The sequence below is a fragment of the Streptomyces sp. WAC05374 genome (genome assembly GCF_004353505.1).
Classification (GTDB): domain Bacteria; phylum Actinomycetota; class Actinomycetes; order Streptomycetales; family Streptomycetaceae; genus Streptomyces.
In genome coordinates this window covers 57,561-72,947 of sequence record NZ_SMNQ01000016.1, presented here as the reverse complement: position 1 = coordinate 72,947, position 15,387 = coordinate 57,561, and the positions used below count along the sequence as shown (strand labels likewise).

11 protein-coding genes are annotated in these 15,387 nt (G+C 73.5%); 8 read left to right on the top strand and 3 right to left on the bottom strand.

Annotated features, from left to right (window positions below; all coding sequences use genetic code 11):
* Positions 1–12: 12 nt before the first annotated feature.
* The 7 genes from gatB (at position 13) to E2B92_RS25440 (ending at position 11,378) form a co-directional block, all read left to right on the top strand.
* Complete coding sequence (gene gatB, locus E2B92_RS25470; RefSeq protein WP_126889117.1) at positions 13–1,524, top strand: Asp-tRNA(Asn)/Glu-tRNA(Gln) amidotransferase subunit GatB; 1,512 nt, start codon at positions 13–15, stop codon at positions 1,522–1,524.
* Between the two features lie 461 nt (positions 1,525–1,985).
* On the top strand, positions 1,986–4,049 hold the full coding sequence (locus E2B92_RS25465; RefSeq protein WP_126889118.1) for a phosphocholine-specific phospholipase C: 2,064 nt from the start codon (positions 1,986–1,988) through the stop codon (positions 4,047–4,049).
* Positions 4,050–4,252: 203 nt separating this feature from the next.
* Positions 4,253–6,577 carry an MMPL family transporter gene (locus E2B92_RS25460; RefSeq protein WP_133087701.1) on the top strand — a complete coding sequence of 775 codons (2,325 nt, stop codon included), beginning with the start codon at positions 4,253–4,255 and terminating at the stop codon, positions 6,575–6,577.
* A gap of 18 nt (positions 6,578–6,595) precedes the next feature.
* Positions 6,596–7,147 (top strand): GNAT family N-acetyltransferase, encoded by a 552-nt coding sequence (locus tag E2B92_RS25455; RefSeq protein ID WP_126889304.1) that lies wholly within the window; start codon positions 6,596–6,598, stop codon positions 7,145–7,147.
* A gap of 49 nt (positions 7,148–7,196) precedes the next feature.
* Complete coding sequence (locus tag E2B92_RS25450) at positions 7,197–7,901, top strand: hypothetical protein (protein WP_126889303.1); 705 nt, start codon at positions 7,197–7,199, stop codon at positions 7,899–7,901.
* Between the two features lie 173 nt (positions 7,902–8,074).
* Positions 8,075–8,263 (top strand): hypothetical protein, encoded by a 189-nt coding sequence (locus E2B92_RS25445; RefSeq protein WP_126889302.1) that lies wholly within the window; start codon positions 8,075–8,077, stop codon positions 8,261–8,263.
* Positions 8,264–8,333: 70 nt separating this feature from the next.
* Positions 8,334–11,378 carry a helix-turn-helix transcriptional regulator gene (locus E2B92_RS25440; protein ID WP_133087700.1) on the top strand — a complete coding sequence of 1,015 codons (3,045 nt, stop codon included), beginning with the start codon at positions 8,334–8,336 and terminating at the stop codon, positions 11,376–11,378.
* 330 nt (positions 11,379–11,708) lie between these two features.
* On the opposite strand, the gene E2B92_RS25435 is transcribed toward E2B92_RS25440, so the two are convergent.
* The 3 genes from E2B92_RS25435 to E2B92_RS25425 form a co-directional block, all read right to left on the bottom strand.
* Positions 11,709–11,891 carry a DUF6191 domain-containing protein gene (locus E2B92_RS25435; protein WP_133087699.1) on the bottom strand — a complete coding sequence of 61 codons (183 nt, stop codon included), beginning with the start codon at positions 11,889–11,891 and terminating at the stop codon, positions 11,709–11,711.
* Between the two features lie 13 nt (positions 11,892–11,904).
* On the bottom strand, positions 11,905–13,047 hold the full coding sequence (locus E2B92_RS25430) for a PQQ-dependent sugar dehydrogenase (protein ID WP_126885216.1): 1,143 nt from the start codon (positions 13,045–13,047) through the stop codon (positions 11,905–11,907).
* A gap of 124 nt (positions 13,048–13,171) precedes the next feature.
* Positions 13,172–14,194: an aldo/keto reductase gene (locus E2B92_RS25425; protein ID WP_126885217.1), complete on the bottom strand. Its 1,023-nt coding sequence runs from the start codon at positions 14,192–14,194 to the stop codon at positions 13,172–13,174.
* Between the two features lie 47 nt (positions 14,195–14,241).
* Between E2B92_RS25425 and E2B92_RS25420 the strand changes: the two genes are divergently transcribed.
* Positions 14,242–15,192: a 2-hydroxyacid dehydrogenase gene (locus E2B92_RS25420; protein ID WP_185923586.1), complete on the top strand. Its 951-nt coding sequence runs from the start codon at positions 14,242–14,244 to the stop codon at positions 15,190–15,192.
* Positions 15,193–15,387 lie beyond the last annotated feature (195 nt).

The following is a 15,387-nucleotide window of genomic DNA, read 5'->3' as shown; positions in this document are numbered from 1 at the left end:
GAAAGTTTCACCGTGACCGTCATCACTGAGCTGGTGTCGTACGAGGACGCCCTCGCCGCCTACGACCCCGTCATGGGGCTCGAGGTGCACGTCGAGCTCGGCACCAGGACCAAGATGTTCTGCGGCTGCTCCACCGAGCTGGGCGCCGAGCCCAACTCGCAGACCTGCCCCACCTGCCTCGGCATGCCGGGCTCGCTCCCGGTCGTCAACGCGGTCGGCGTCGAGTCCGCCATCAGGATCGGCCTCGCGCTCAACTGCGAGATCGCCGAATGGTGCCGCTTCGCCCGGAAGAACTACTTCTATCCGGACATGCCGAAGAACTTCCAGACCTCGCAGTACGACGAGCCGATCGCCTTCAACGGCTACCTGGACGTCCAGCTCGAGGACGGCGAGGTCTTCCGCGTGGAGATCGAGCGCGCCCACATGGAGGAGGACACCGGCAAGTCCACGCACGTGGGTGGTGCGACCGGCCGTATCCACGGCGCCTCGCACTCGCTGCTGGACTACAACCGCGCCGGCATCCCGCTGATCGAGATCGTCACCAAGCCGATCGTGGGCGCCGGTGAGCGTGCTCCCGAGGTCGCCAAGGCGTACGTCGCCGAGCTGCGCGAGCTGATCAAGGCGCTCGGCGTCTCCGAGGCCCGCATGGAGATGGGCCAGATGCGCTGCGACGTGAACCTGTCGCTGCGTCCTCAGGGCGTGGAGAAGTTCGGTACGCGTTCGGAGACGAAGAACGTGAACTCGCTGCGGTCGGTCGAGCGGGCCGTCCGGTACGAGATCAGCCGCCACGCGGGCGTGCTGAACGCGGGCGGCACGGTCGTCCAGGAGACCCGCCACTTCCACGAGGACGACGGCTCCACGACGTCCGGCCGGGTGAAGGAGGAGGCCGAGGACTACCGGTACTTCCCGGAGCCCGACCTCGTGCCCGTCGCCCCGTCGCGCGAATGGGTGGAGGAGCTCCGCAAGGAGCTGCCCGAGCTGCCGCGCGTGCGCCGCAACCGGCTGCGCGAGGAGTGGGGCGTCTCCGAGCACGACATGCAGTCCATCCTCAACGCGGGCGCGGTCGACCTGATCGTCGCCACGACCGAGGCGGGCGCCCCGGCCGACCAGGCCCGCAAGTGGTGGATGGGCGAGCTGGCCCGTAACGCCAACGAGTCCGGCAAGGCCCTGGACGAGCTGCCCATCACCCCGGCGCAGGTGGCCCGGGTGGCCGAGCTCGTCGCGTCCGGCGACCTCAACGACAAGCTGGCCCGCCAGGTCATCGAGGGCGTCCTGAACGGTGAGGGCGACCCGGACACGGTCGTCGAGAAGCGCGGCCTGAAGGTCGTGTCCGACGAAGGCGCGCTGGGCGCGGCCGTGGACGAGGCGATCGCCGCCAACGCCGCCATCGCGGACAAGATCCGTGGTGGCAAGGTGGCCGCGGCCGGCGCCCTGGTCGGTGCCGTCATGAAGGCCACCCGCGGCCAGGCCGACGCGGCCCGGGTGCGGGAGCTGATCCTGGAGAGGCTCGGCGTCGAGGGCTGACACCGGCCCGGCAGGCACCACTCGGCCCCCGTACGCAGGACGTCCCGCGTACGGGGGCCGAGTCATGGCCCCGGAGGGCGAAGGCCCCGCCACCGGGGGGAGGGGTGTGGCGGGGCCTGGTGCCGTCCCGTGGGGGGAGCGTTGGTGCTTCTGCCCCGGCCTTCGCGGCTCATGCGCACCTGGCGAGTTGTGGCCATGGCCCTTTCCGGCGAAGCGGGGCGGAGGGGGGCGAATCGTTTGGACTCTCCGGTCCGTCGCTTGGACATTCACCGTGCTGTCGTCACCAGGTCTTCCCGTCGACACCCGGTCTCACTACCGTCCGGGCCGTACCACTCAATGGATCGCGGGCGAACCATTGAGCCGTCGACGGGAGGTCGAGCTTGTCACCGGACACTTCAGGGCAGCGGGAAGCGCGGGGAACCCAGGAGGCGCGCGAGCCGCGGGAGGTCTCGCGCAGGAGGATGCTCGCGCTGGGCGGAGGCGCTCTCGGCGCCGCCGCGGCCGGATCGCTGCTGCCGCCCTCGCTGCGGGCCGCGATGGCCGCCGCCCCGCCCTCCGGCGGGCTGCGGGCGGTCAGGCACGTGGTGATCCTGATGCAGGAGAATCGATCCTTCGATCACTACTTCGGCACCCTGCGCGGCGTTCGCGGCTTCGGTGACCGCAACGCCGTCGAACTGCCCTCCGGCAGGCCGGTGTTCGAGCAGCCCGGGCCGCTCGGCCGTACCGTGCTGCCGTTCCCCGTCCGCGGTGCCGCCGAGGCGCAGAAGAAGGACCTCCAGTACATCGGGGACCTCGACCACTCCTGGGGCGGCGGTGCCAGGGCGTGGCGCGACGGGTGGATGGACGGCTGGGTCTCCGCCAAGACGGCCGCGACGATGGCGTACTACGACCGCCGTGACATCCCGCTGCACTACGAGCTCGCGGACACCTTCACCGTCTGCGACGCCTACCACTCGTCGATCCACACCTCGACGAGCCCCAACCGCAACCACCTGTGGAGCGGCTGGACGGGGTACGAGGCCGACGGCACCCGGGCCGTGACCAACGCGGCGTACGCGGAGGGCACCCACCCCGGCTACCCGTGGCCGACGTACGCCGAGCGGCTGGAGAAGGCGGGCCGGACCTGGAAGACGTACACGGAGTGGGAGAACTTCACCGACAACAACATCGAGTTCTTCACCACCTTCAAGAAGATCGCCCGCAAGGCCCTGGCCGCGACCGGTGGCCACACCTACATGGAGTCCTTCTACGCGGCCGTCCGCGACACCACCGACGCCGCCGAGCGGGCCCGGCTCCTCGCCGCGCTGGAGGAGGGCGTCGCCACGCTGACCGCGGCGGAGCGCTCGCTCTTCGAGCGCGGGCTGCGACGCGTGGAGACCGGCACCCTGGCGGACGCGTTCCGCGCGGACGTCGCCGCCGGGACCCTGCCGGAGGTGTCCTACCTCGTACCCTCCGCGGTCGACTCCGAGCACCCCGGGTCCTCGTCCCCGATCGCCTCCGCCACCCTCGTCTACAAGGTGCTGGACGCGCTCGGCTCCCATCCGGACGTCTGGCGCCACACCGTCCTGCTGATCAACTACGACGAGAACGACGGCTTCTTCGACCACGTCCCGCCGCCCGTGCCGCCCGCCGGTGACACCGACGAGCGGTGGAAGGGCCTGCCGACGGGGCTCGGCATCCGGGTGCCGCTGCTGGTCGTCTCCCCGTGGACGGTGGGCGGCTACGTCTGCTCGGAGGTGTTCGACCACACCTCGGTGGTCCGCTTCCTGGAGACCTGGACCGGCGTCGAGGAGCCCAACATCACGCCGTGGCGGCGCCGCGTCACCGGCGACCTGACCTCCGCGTTCGACTTCCGGCGCGGCCGCCCGCAGCCGGAGGTGGAGCGGCCGGGCGGCATTCCGCCGTTCACCGGCCGCTGGCGCCCGCAGCCGCCGCTGGTGCAGCACATGCCCGTCCAGGAGCCCGGGACCCGGCCCGCGCGGCCCCTGCCGTACCAGCCTGACGCGCACGGGCGCCTGGGCGAGGGTGCCGTGGAGGTCACGCTCAGCAACACGGGGAAGGCGAGCGTGCCCTTCGCGCTGTACCCGTACGCCGGGGAGTTCGCCGTGCCGCAGCACCGCGATGTAAGGGGCACGGCGCAATGGAGGGTGCCCCTTACCCGCGAGGCGTACCGGTTCACGATCACCGGCCCGAACGGCTTCCGCCGCGAGTTCGCCGGCCCGGCGGCGGGCGGGGCCGAGGTCGCCTCGCGCGTCGATCCGCGCGAGCGCGACCTGCACCTGACGCTGGCCGCCACCGGTGACCGGCCGGTCACCTTCACCGTCCGCCCCCTCGGCTACGTCGACGAGGCCGACCTGGACGACTGGACCCGCCGGGTGACCGTCAAGGCGGGCCGCAGCCGCACGGTCGTCCACTCCGCCGCCGACGCGCACGGCTGGTACGACGTCGAGATCACCGGACCCGACGGCTTCCGCCGGCGGCTGATGGGCCACATCGAGAACGGGCGCGCGAGCGTCTCCGGCTGAGCCGGGAGCGCGGGGCGGGACTCCGGCGCTGAGGCCCAGAATCATTGGCCTGGGCTTCAGCGCGCCGTCATATTGCGGCTGTGAGGATCGCCACGAAACGGACAATCGATCTCTTTAGGCTGCCAGAGTGGCGGTACGTAGGTCATGCGTTCTTTACGGGCAATCCCCGATAGAGACCACGAACCACCCAGGGAGTAGACCCGTTGGCAGCCCTCGCCCGATGGTGCATCACGCACCGCCTCGCCGCCGTCCTGCTCTGGCTCGGAGCCCTGGCCGGTGTCACGGCGGCCGCCGGGATCGCCGGCTCCGCGTACTCCAACGACTACGAGGTCCCCGGCACCGAGTCCGGACGCGCCGCCGCGCTCCTCGAGGAGGGCTTCCCCGGCCAGGGTGGTGAACGCGACACCATCGTGTGGCACACCACGGAGGGCAGCGTCCGCGCCGCCGCCGTCGAGAACCGCATGACGGCGATGCTCGACGACGTGGCCGAGCTGCCCGGCGTCGCCGCCGTCACCGGCCCGTACGACACGCTCCCCACGGCCGCCGCACAGGACTCCCCGGCGCCCCAGGACTCCCCGGCTCCCCGCGCGCCCCAGGGCGCCCCCGCCGACGCCCACTCCGCCGCGGGCACCGCGACGAAGGACTCCGCACCCGGGCAGATCAGCCCGGACGCCCGCACCGCCTACGCCACGGTCGCCTTCGACCGGCCCGCCGACGAGATCCCGCCCGCCCAGATCGAGGCCCTGGTGGACACCGCCCGCGCCGCCGCGAGCGACGGCGTCCAGGTCGAGCTCGGCGGCAGCGCCGTCGCGGTCACCGAAGCACCGGCCTCCCACACCGCCGAGATCGTCGGCGTGGCCGTCGCCGCCGTGGTGCTCTTCCTCGCCTTCGGCTCCCTCGCCGCCAGCCTGCTCCCCATCGCCACGGCCCTGGTCAGCGTCGGCACCGCCTACGCGGGCATCGGCCTGCTGGGCCACGTCATGACGGTCGCCGACTTCGCCCCCATGCTGGGCATGCTCATCGGCCTGGGCGTCGGCATCGACTACGCGCTGTTCATCGTCACCCGGCACCGCAAGGGCCTCAAGCGCGGCCTCCCGGTCGCCGAGGCCGCCCGGAACGCCGTCGCCACCACCGGCCGGGCCGTCGTCTTCGCCGGAGCCACCGTCTGCATCGCCCTGCTGGGCATGCTGATCCTCCGGCTCGGCTTCCTCAACGGCGTCGCGATCGCGGCCTGCCTCACCGTCGTCCTCACCGTCGCCGCGTCCGTGACGCTGCTGCCCGCGCTGCTGTCGTTCATCGGCATGCGCGCCCTGTCGCGCCGCGAGCGCGCCCGGCTCGTCGAGCACGGCCCGCAGCCCGAGCTGCCCACCGGGTTCGCCGCCCGCTGGTCCGCGTTCGTCGAGCGCCACCCCAAGCTGCTGGGCGCGGTGGCCGCCGTCGTCATGCTGGTCCTCGCCCTGCCCACGCTCGGCCTCCACCTGGGCACCTCCGACCAGGGCAACAACCCCGCCACCACGACCACCCGCAAGGCGTACGACCTGCTCGCCGACGGCTTCGGCCCCGGCGTCAACGGCCCCCTCACGCTCGTCGCCGAGCTCGACGGCGCCGACGACCGGGTCGCCCTCGCCGCGCTCCCCGACGCCCTGCGCGCCACCAAGGGCGTCGAAACGGTCAGCCCGGTCACGTACAACGGCGGCGGCGACACGGCCGTCCTCACCGTCGTACCGGACTCCGCGCCGCAGTCGAAGGCGACCAGCGACCTCGTCGACCGGCTGCGCGACGACGTGCTGCCGACCGCCGGGCAGGGCACCTCCCTCGACGTGTACGTCGGTGGCGTCACCGCCGGCTACGACGACTTCGCCCAGGTCATCATCGGCAAGCTGCCGCTCTTCGTGGGCGTCGTCATCGCCCTGGGCTGTCTGCTGCTCCTGCTGGCCTTCCGCTCCATCGGCATCCCGCTGAAGGCGGCGCTGATGAACGTGGCCGCCGTGGCCTCCGCCTTCGGCGTGGTCGTCGCGATCTTCCAGTGGGGCATGGGCAGCGAACTGCTCGGCCTCGGCCGGGCCGGGCCCATCGAGCCCTTCCTGCCGGTGATCATGGTGTCCGTGCTCTTCGGGCTCTCCATGGACTACCAGGTGTTCCTGGTGAGCCGGATGTACGAGGAGTGGCTGGAGACGGGCGACAACCGGCGGGCCGTGCGGGTGGGCCTCGCCGAGACCAGCCGGGTGATCAACTCCGCCGCGGTCATCATGATCGCCGTCTTCCTCGCCTTCGTGCTGTCCGGCGACCGGGTCATCGCGATGTTCGGCATCGGCCTGGCGGCCGCCGTCGCCCTGGACGCGTTCGTCCTCCGTACGCTCCTGGTCCCCGCCCTGATGCACATGCTCGGCGGAGCCAACTGGTGGCTGCCCGCCTGGCTGGACCGCGTCCTGCCGCGCATCAGCATCGAAAACCCCGAGTGCCGCGACACCGACCGTGCGAAGATCCCCTGGCAGCGCTCGAGCGACGACGGACAGCTCGTGCCATAGCCGAGGAGGTCCACGCCGGTGTTCGCGATATCCCTGGGTGACGACGGCGCCGAGCTGCGGCCGCTGGAGCCGTGGCGGGCCGAGGAGTTCCTGGCCCACATGGACCGGGGCCGGGAGTACATCGGCCAGTACGTCGCCCTCCCGACCGTCTGCACCGACCTCCCCTCGTCGCGCGCCTTCCTCCAGGCGTACGCCGACAAGGCGGCCGCGGACACGGGCCGGATCTTCGGCATCTGGCTGGACGGCACCCTCGTCGGCGGCGTCCTCCTGCGCGTCATGGACACCGCCACCGGTACGTGCGAGGCGGGCTGCTGGCTGGAGCCGTCGGTGTCCGGCCGGGGGCTGGTGACCCGCGCGGTCCGCGTCCTGATCGACTGGGCGGTGCGCGAGCGGGGCATGCACCGCGTCGAGTGGCAGGTCTCGTCCGCCAACACCGCCAGCATCAACGTCGCCAAGCGGCTCGGCATGACCAAGGAGGGCGTGCTCCGCGAGAGCTACCCCTACCGGGGCGTACGCCACGACATGGAGGTCTGGTCCGTCCTGGCGCCGGAGTGGCGCGAGGCGCGGTGAGCGGTGGCTGTTAAGGGGTCTCTCAGAAACGGCACCTAGCGTGCCGCGCATGAACCCCACGAAGACGCAGACCACGACACCGGCGAAGACCGGCGCCGACACCGAGCCCGGCGCCACGTCCGCCACGGAGCCCACCACCGAGCCCGGCGCCACGTCCGACACCGCGCCGGGCACCACGTCCGCCACGGAGCCCGACACCGCGCCCGGCGCCACGGAGCCCGACACCGCGCCCGGCGCCACGGAGCCCGACACCGCGCCCGGCGCCACGGAGCCCGACACCGCGCCCGGCGCCACGGAGGCCGGCGACGAGCCGGAGCACCAGGAGCCGCACGAGTCCCCGGAGCTCCACGAGCCGGAGGGCGCCGGCGAGGAGCCGGCCACCGGCCTCGCCGCCGCCGCGGCGGCCGTCGTCGCCACGGCACTCGGCATCGCCTCCCTCACCGGCACCTGGATGGGACGCGTCGCCTCCGAGCGCGAGACGCTCATCGGCCAGATCACCACCTCCCGGACCGGGACCCCCGCCCAGCAGATCTCCGAGATCTACGGGGACGCCTGGCACACCACCGCCCTCGTCAACGGCCTGTTCGCCGTCATCGCCCTGATCACCGGCCTCCTCGTGCTCACCCGCCCGCAGCGCCCCCTGTGGGTCCGGGCGGTCGGCCTCGCCGGAGCCGTCCTCGGCGCACTGGGACTGCTCCTGTCCGCCGGCATGTACGCCGACCTGTTCCTGCCGTTGCCCACCACCGGCTCCTGAGGCGGTCCTCAGGCGCGCCACGGCACCCGGCACCCGCGTACTGAGCACCCCTCGGGCGCGCCTAAGGACCCCCACCCGCCCACAATGCGGCAGTCTCCCGATGCGGCCGCACCCCCTGGGAAGCGAGAGTTGAGGCGTCACCGAAACGCCACGACACCACCAGGGAGAACCCGATGTTCGGCTTCGAACTCCACCACGCCGCCCGTCACGCCGACCTCCTCCGCGAGGCCGAGGCCCGGCGGCTCGCCGGCCTCGCCCGGGCCGCCCGCAGGGCCCGCCGCGCCCACGACCGCCGGTCCGGGCACAACGCCCCCGAAGGGCGGGTGCATACGGACCCCGACCGCTTCGTGACAGCGGCCTGAGGAACGGGCGAGGGCCCGCGCCATGGCCGTGCCGCCGATAACCGGTGCCACGTCGTCACAGGGCTGTGCGATGCTCGGCGACGTGGAAAACAGGTCCGTAAGCCCGGTGTTCGTCGGCAGAGCCGGCGAGATGACCGCCCTCACCGAAGCGCTCTCCCGCGCCACCGCGGGAGAGCCGCAGGCGCTGCTCGTAGGCGGTGAGGCGGGCGTCGGCAAGACCCGGCTGCTGGAGGAGTTCCTCGGCGAGGCGTGCGCCCAGGGCGCCGTCGTCGCGGTGGGCGGCTGTGTCGAAATCGGCGCGGAGGGACTGCCGTTCGCGCCGTTCTCCACCGCGCTGCGCGCCCTGCGCCGCACCCTCCCCGGCGAGCTCGCCGCCGCCGCGGAGGGACAGGAGGGCGAACTGGCCCGTCTCCTGCCGGAATTGGGCGACGCGGCCGGACCCGAGTCCTACAACGAGGACAGCACCGCCCGGCTGTTCGAGCTGACCGTCCGCCTCCTGGAGCGCATCGCCACCGACCGCACGGTCGTCCTCGCGCTGGAGGACCTGCACTGGGCCGACACCTCCACCCGCCACCTGCTCGCCTACCTCTTCCGCACCGTCACCCGCGGCCGGCTCGTGGTCGTCGCCACCTACCGTGCCGACGACATCCACCGCCGCCACCCGCTGCGGCCCCTGCTCGCCGAGCTGGACCGCCTGCGCACCGTCCGCCGGATCGAACTGCCCCGGTTCACCCGCACCGAGGTGCACCGCCAGCTCACCGGCATCCTGGCCGCCGAGCCCGCGCCCGCCCTCGTCGACGACATCTTCCGCCGCTCCGACGGCAACGCCTTCTTCGTCGAGGAACTCGTCGTCTGCCAGGAGAACGGCTGTGAGCCCGGCGGGCTCAGCGAATCCCTCCGCGACCTGCTGCTGGTCCGCGTGGAGCGGCTCTCCGAGGACGCCCAGAAGGTCGCCAGGATCGTCGCCGAGGGCGGCTCCACGGTCGAGTACGGCCTGCTCGCCGCCGTGGCCCGGCTCCCCGAGGACGACCTCATCGAGGCGCTGCGCGCCGCCGTCAACGCCAACATCCTGCTCGCCGTGCCGGACGGCGAGGGGTACCGCTTCCGCCACTCCCTGGTGCGCGAGGCCGTCAGCGACGACCTGCTGCCCGGCGAGCGGTCCCGGCTCAACCGGCGTTACGCCGAGGCCCTGGAGACCGACTGCACGCTCGTCCGGGCCGACGAGCGGACCACCCGGCTCGCCAGCTACTGGTACCACGCGCACGACGCCGCCAAGGCGCTGCCCGTCGTCCTGCGCGCCGCCGTGGAGGCCCGCAAGCGCCACGCGCACGCCGAGCAACTGCGCCTGCTGGAGCGCGCCATGGAGCTGTGGGACGACGTGCCCGCCGACGTCCGCGCGTCCCTGCGGCCCATCGACTACGCCGAGGCGTACCCGGCGTGCGGCTGCCCCGAGACGACCCCCCTGGGATACCTCGACCTGCTGGCAGAGGCCGCCGTGGCGGCCCGGCTGTGCGGCGAGCGGGAACGGGCCCTGAAGATCGTCAAGCGGGCGCTGCGCCTCCTCGACGACGAGGACGACCCGTCCAGCGCCTCCGGGGGCCGCGACCCCGAGCGCGCCGCCTGGTTCTGGACCGAGCGGTCCCGGCTGATGTCGAACCTGGGCCGGGGGGACGGCTGGGCCGAGATCGCCACCGCGCAGGAGCTGGTGCGCGGCCTGCCGCCGTCCGCCGTCCACGCGAAGGTCCTCGCCGTGGCCGCCGGCTGGGGCATGCTGCACGCGCCCGGCCCAGAGAGCCTCGCCGCGGCCGAACGGGCCGTGGAGTACGCCCGCCTGGTCAGGGCCGAGGCGGTGGAGCTCAACGCCCGCCTCACACTCGGCAGTCTCATGGTCGACGCGGGCGACATCGAGGACGGTCTCGCGGAGATGTACGCGGTCCTCGGCCGCGCCCGCGAGCTGTGCGTGCGCAACGAGGCCGGGCGCGCCTACGTCAACATCCCCTCCTGCCTGGAGGCCGTCGGGCGGTCCCGGGAGGCGGTGCGGGTCGCCCAGGAGGGGCTGGCCTTCTCCCGCGAGTGCGGCCTGCGCGACAACGAGGGCTGGGTCATGACCAACCTCGTCGAGTCACAGATATCGCTGGGCCACTGGGACGAGGCGAGCGAGGGCGCGCTGCGGCTCCAGCGCATCGCCTACAGCACCAAGCCGCGCGGGGGAGCGCACCTCCGGCGCGCCCAGCTCGCCTGGCTGCGCGGCGAATTGTCCGTCGCCGCCGAGCACCTGGAGCTGGCCCGGGACTCCTACGGCAAGCACGACCCGATGCTCCAGTACCTGCTGCCGCTGGCCCACGTCCAGCTCGGCGTCGCCGCCGCCGAGGGCCGGCTCGCCGACGTACGGGCCGGCTTCGCCGCGGAGGCCCGCGACGGCTTCCCGGTCGGCAGCCACCGGTACGCCTGGCCGCTGCTGCTGATCGCCGCGACGGCGGAGGCGGAGGCGCGCGGGCTGCCCGGCGCGGCGGAGGGGCGCGCCGAGGCGGTGGCGCTGATCCGCTCGTACGCCAGGCGGCTCGCCACGCCGGTCCCGGTGTGGCAGGCGCACGCACTGTTCGTCGCCGCCGAGCTGGCGCGCGCCGAGGGGAGCGACGACGCCGACCGCTGGGCGGAGGTCGTGCACCTCCTCGGTCCGCTGGAGCGGCCCTACGAGCTGGCCCGCGCCCGCCATCGCTGGGCGGACGCGCTGCTCGCCCGGGGCGGCCGGCGTGACCGGTCCACCGAGCTGCTGCGCGAGGCGCACCTGGTCGCCGTCCACCTGGGCGCCCGCCCCCTGCGCGAGGATGTGGAGCTGCTCGCGGCCCGCGCCCGGCTGTCGCTGCGCCCGCCGGTGGCCGCCGCCCCGGAGCCCGACGACGAGGGCTTCGGCCTCACGCCCCGCGAACAGGACGTGCTGCGCCTGGTCGCGGTGGGGCGGACCAACCGCCAGATAGCCGAGGAACTGTTCATCTCCCCGAAGACGGCGAGCGTGCACGTCTCCAACATCCTCGCCAAGCTGGGCGTCTCGAGCCGCGGCGAAGCCGCCGCCCTCGCCCACCGCCTCCGCCTCCTCCCCGAGGTACCCGCCTGACCCGCCCCGGCAGGGGCACCCGCCCCGGCCGGGCGCCCGCCCGCGCCGCCCGGCCACCGGCCCCCGACCCAGGTCCGGCCGAGCCCGCCGCCCGGCCACCGGCACCCGACCCAGGTCCGGCCGAGCCCGCCGCCCGGCCACCGGCACCCGACCCAGGCTGGGCCGAGCCCGCACCGTCCGGCCACCGGCACCCGACCCAGGTCCGGCCGAGCCCGACGCCCGGCCACCGGCACCCGACCCGCCGGGGGCCCACCCGCACCGTCCGGCCACCGGCACCCGACCCGCCGGGAGCCCACCCGCACCGTCCGGCCACCGGCACCCCGCCGGGTGTCAGGCGGCGGGGGCGCCCGGGGTGCGGGGGGCGCGGACGGTGACCGTGCCCGAGGCGAGGTCTATGGGGCCCCGCGCCGGGTCGGCGTCGCCGAGGTCCTCCCGGGTCAGCTCCAGCCGCCGGCGCTCGTCGTGCGTGTGCTTGCGCCCCGGCGCGAAGAGCTGCTCCAACAGGTTGAACACTGGCTTCCGCCCCTCACTTCACCTCCAGCCGGAGGATCTTGTCGTCGCCCGCTTCCGGTGTGCCCCGCCCGTCCGTCTCGCTGGTCACCAGCCAGAGCTTGTTCCCGCCCGCCGCCACGACCGTGCGCAGCCGGCCGTACCGCCCTTCGAGGAACGCCTGGGGGTCCGCCGAAGGTTCCGCCCCCGCCAGGGGGACGCGCCACAGCCGCTCACCCCGCAGCCCGGCCATCCAGACCGAGCCCTCCGCGACGGCGATGCCGCTGGGGGAGGCATCGGCGGTCCTCCACTGGGCGACCGGGTCGACGAAGCCGGCCCTGCCGCCCTTGCCCTCCACCTCCGGCCAGCCGTAGTTCTTGCCGGGCTCGACCAGGTTCAGCTCGTCCCAGGTGTTCTGGCCGAACTCGGCGGCCCACAGCCGCTTGTCCGCGTCCCAGGCGAGTCCCTGAACGTTGCGGTGCCCGTACGAGTAGACGACCGAGCCGGCGAAGGGATTGCCGGGCGCCGGCTGCCCGTCCGGCGTCATCCGCAGGATCTTCCCGCCCAGCGACTCCTTGTCCTGCGCCAGACCGGTCTCACCCGTCTCGCCGGTGGCCGCGTACAGCATCTTGTCCGGGCCGAAGGCGATCCGCCCGCCGTTGTGGACCGTGCCCTTGGGGATGCCCCGCAGGACCGTGTCGGGAGCCCCGAGCTGCTGGCCGGCCGGTCTCCTCTCGTCGTACAGCATGCGGGCGACGCGGTTGTCCGACTCGGTGGTGAAGTAGGCGTACACCAGGTGGTCCGAGGCGTACGACGGCGAGAGCGCCAGGCCCATCAGGCCGCCCTCGCCGGCCGGCGCCACCCCCGGCACCGAGCCGATCACGGTCTTCGCGCCGCTCTCCCCGTCGATCCGGGTGATCGTCCCCTCGTCGCGCGAGGAGACCAGCAGGTCGCCGTCGGGCAGGGCGGCCAGCCCCCACGGGGACGGCAGGCCCTCGGCGAGCGTGGACACCACCGTCACCGCCCCCTTCGCGGGCGGCGCGGACGGCGAGGGCGAGCCCGTGGGCGACGCGGACGTGGCAGGCGGAGAGGCGGCGCTCGGGCCGTCCGGGGCGGGGCCGCCCCCGTCCGGCGAGCATCCGGCCGCCAGCACCAGGGCGGCGGCCAACACGGCCGTCACAGCAGGACGTTGCACAGTTCCGATCCCTTCAACGGCGGTGCGAGCTCCCTGTTCACTCTTGATACACCGCCCACGCCGATCAGGTTCCCGTGTCCCGCCGAAGATCCCGGCCGGGCGGCGTGGATCAGTCCCACGACCCCCTGGCCGGCGGCAGCGCGGCGATCTCCGCCAGGTCCTCGTCCGTCAGCGACAGCCGGGCCGCCCGCGCGTTCTCCACCGCCCACCGCTCGTGCTTGGTCCCCGGCACCGGTACGACGTGCCGGCCCCGCCCCAGTACCCACGCCAGCGCCACCTGTGCCGGTGTCACCCCGGCCGTCTGCCCGCCGTGCCGCTCCGCGACCCGCCGCAGCCCCACCACGATCGGCTGGTTCGCGGCCATCATCTCGGCCGTGAACCGGGGGTGCCGGGCCCGCAGGTCCTGCGGCTCGAACCCGCCGCCCGGCGTCAGCGTCCCGGTCAGGAAGCCGTTGCCGAGCGGCATCGCCGCCAGGAACCCCACGCCCCGCGACTCGCACCACGGCAGCAGCCGCGGCAGCGCCTCCCGGGACCACACCGACAGCTCGGCCTGCACCGCGCTCACCGGGAACACCTGCTGCACCCGCTCGAGCTGCCGAATCGTTCCCTCGTACAGATCCGCCCGGACCGCCCCCGCCGCGATCCGGCGCGGGGACCGTACGGCCATCGCGCACAGGCCCAGCGCCCGCACCTTGCCCGCCGTCACCAGCTCCGCCATCGCGCCCCACGTCTCCTCGACGGGCACCTCGGGATCGGCGCGGTGGAGCTGGTACAGGTCGATGACATCGGTCTGGAGCCGCCGCAGCGAGGCGTCGCACGCCCGCCGCACATAACCGGGCCGCCCATTGGCCACGATGTGCTGCTCCCCGACGAGCAGCCCGCACTTCGTCGACACGAACGCGTCCGCCCGCCGCTCCTTGAGCACCCGGCCCAGCAGCAGCTCATTGGTGAACGGTCCGTACATGTCGGCCGTGTCCAGCAGCGTCACCCCGGCGTCGAGCGCGGCGTGCACGGTGCGCACGGAGCGGTCACCGCGCTGTTGCGACGCGCTGTAGGCCCAGCTCATCGGCATGCAGCCGAGTCCCACAGCCCCTACTTCGAGCGCCGTCGCCCCGATCGTCCTGCGCTCCAACTCCCCGTACCCCTCCTCGTGCCGCTCCCCAAACTAACCTCCTGACCATGACTGCTGACGTGTGGCTCCCCATTCCGGCCGACGAGGTGGACGGGCTCCCCTCGCCCGCCGAGTCCGGCTTCACCTACCGCTTCTGGGACGGCGGCCCCGACTTCCCGGCCGACCCCGCCGACTGCGTCTTCTACGTCGTCCCCTACATGAAGAGCAGCGAGATCTCGGTGCGCCCGCTGGCCGCCATGACCTCCGTGCGGGTCGTCCAGACGCTGTCGGCCGGCATCGACCACGTGACCCCCGGGCTCGGCGTCCTGCCGCCCGGCGTGACCCTGTGCAACGCCAGGGGCGTCCACGAGGCCAGCACGGCCGAGCTGACCATCGCGCTGGTCCTCGCCTCCCTGCGCGGCATCCCCGACTTCGTCCGGGGGCAGGACCGCGAGGAGTGGCGGGCCGACTTCTACCCGGCGCTCGCCGACAAGTCCGTGCTCATCGTGGGGTACGGATCGGTCGGCGCGGCGATAGAAGACCGGCTCGCGCCCTTTGAGTGCGCGCGGGTGGCGCGCGTCGCGCGCTCCGCGCGCACCACTGAGCGCGGTCCGGTGCAGGCGCTCGCCGACCTGCCCGCCCTCCTCCCGCACGCGGACGTGGTGATTCTGTCCACGCCGCTGACGCCCGACACCCAGCACCTCGCCGACGCCGCCTTCCTGGCGAGGATGAAGGACGGGGCCCTCCTGGTGAACGTCGCGCGCGGCCCCGTCGTCGACACCAAGGCGCTCCTGGAGGAGACCCGGAGCGGCCGGATCAGGGCCGCGCTCGACGTCACCGACCCCGAACCGCTGCCCCAGGGGCACCCGCTGTGGCACGCTCCAGGTGTCCTGATCAGCCCCCACGCCGGCGGCCGCACATCGGCCTTCATGCCCCGCGCGAAGCGTCTCGTCGCCGCACAACTCACCCGATTCGCCGAGCGCACGCCGTTGCGGAACATCGTCCTCACCACCGGCTGAACACGCTCCGCAGCGATCTGGCCGCCCTCCGTGCCCATAACACTGATGATCGTCACGGAGCGTAGAGCACCCCTGTCCCTGAGTGACGATCCTGGTGTATCGTCCCGATCTGGGGGCCGCGTCGAGCACGGAGCGGCGCAGGGGAGCGACGTGATTGCCGATCAGAATCCGAGGGGGGCGACGGGCGATGCACGG

What these genes read in the sequence shown, in the direction of transcription:
- E2B92_RS25445 (WP_126889302.1), top strand. Translation starts at nt 8,075, where the DNA reads ATGTTCGGCTTCGAACTCCACCACGCCGCCCGTCACGCCGACCTCCTC.
- E2B92_RS25420 (WP_185923586.1), top strand. Translation starts at nt 14,242, where the DNA reads ATGACTGCTGACGTGTGGCTCCCCATTCCGGCCGACGAGGTGGACGGG.
- E2B92_RS25440 (WP_133087700.1), top strand. Translation starts at nt 8,334, where the DNA reads ATGCTCGGCGACGTGGAAAACAGGTCCGTAAGCCCGGTGTTCGTCGGC.
- E2B92_RS25450 (WP_126889303.1), top strand. Translation starts at nt 7,197, where the DNA reads ATGAACCCCACGAAGACGCAGACCACGACACCGGCGAAGACCGGCGCC.
- E2B92_RS25465 (WP_126889118.1), top strand. Translation starts at nt 1,986, where the DNA reads ATGCTCGCGCTGGGCGGAGGCGCTCTCGGCGCCGCCGCGGCCGGATCG.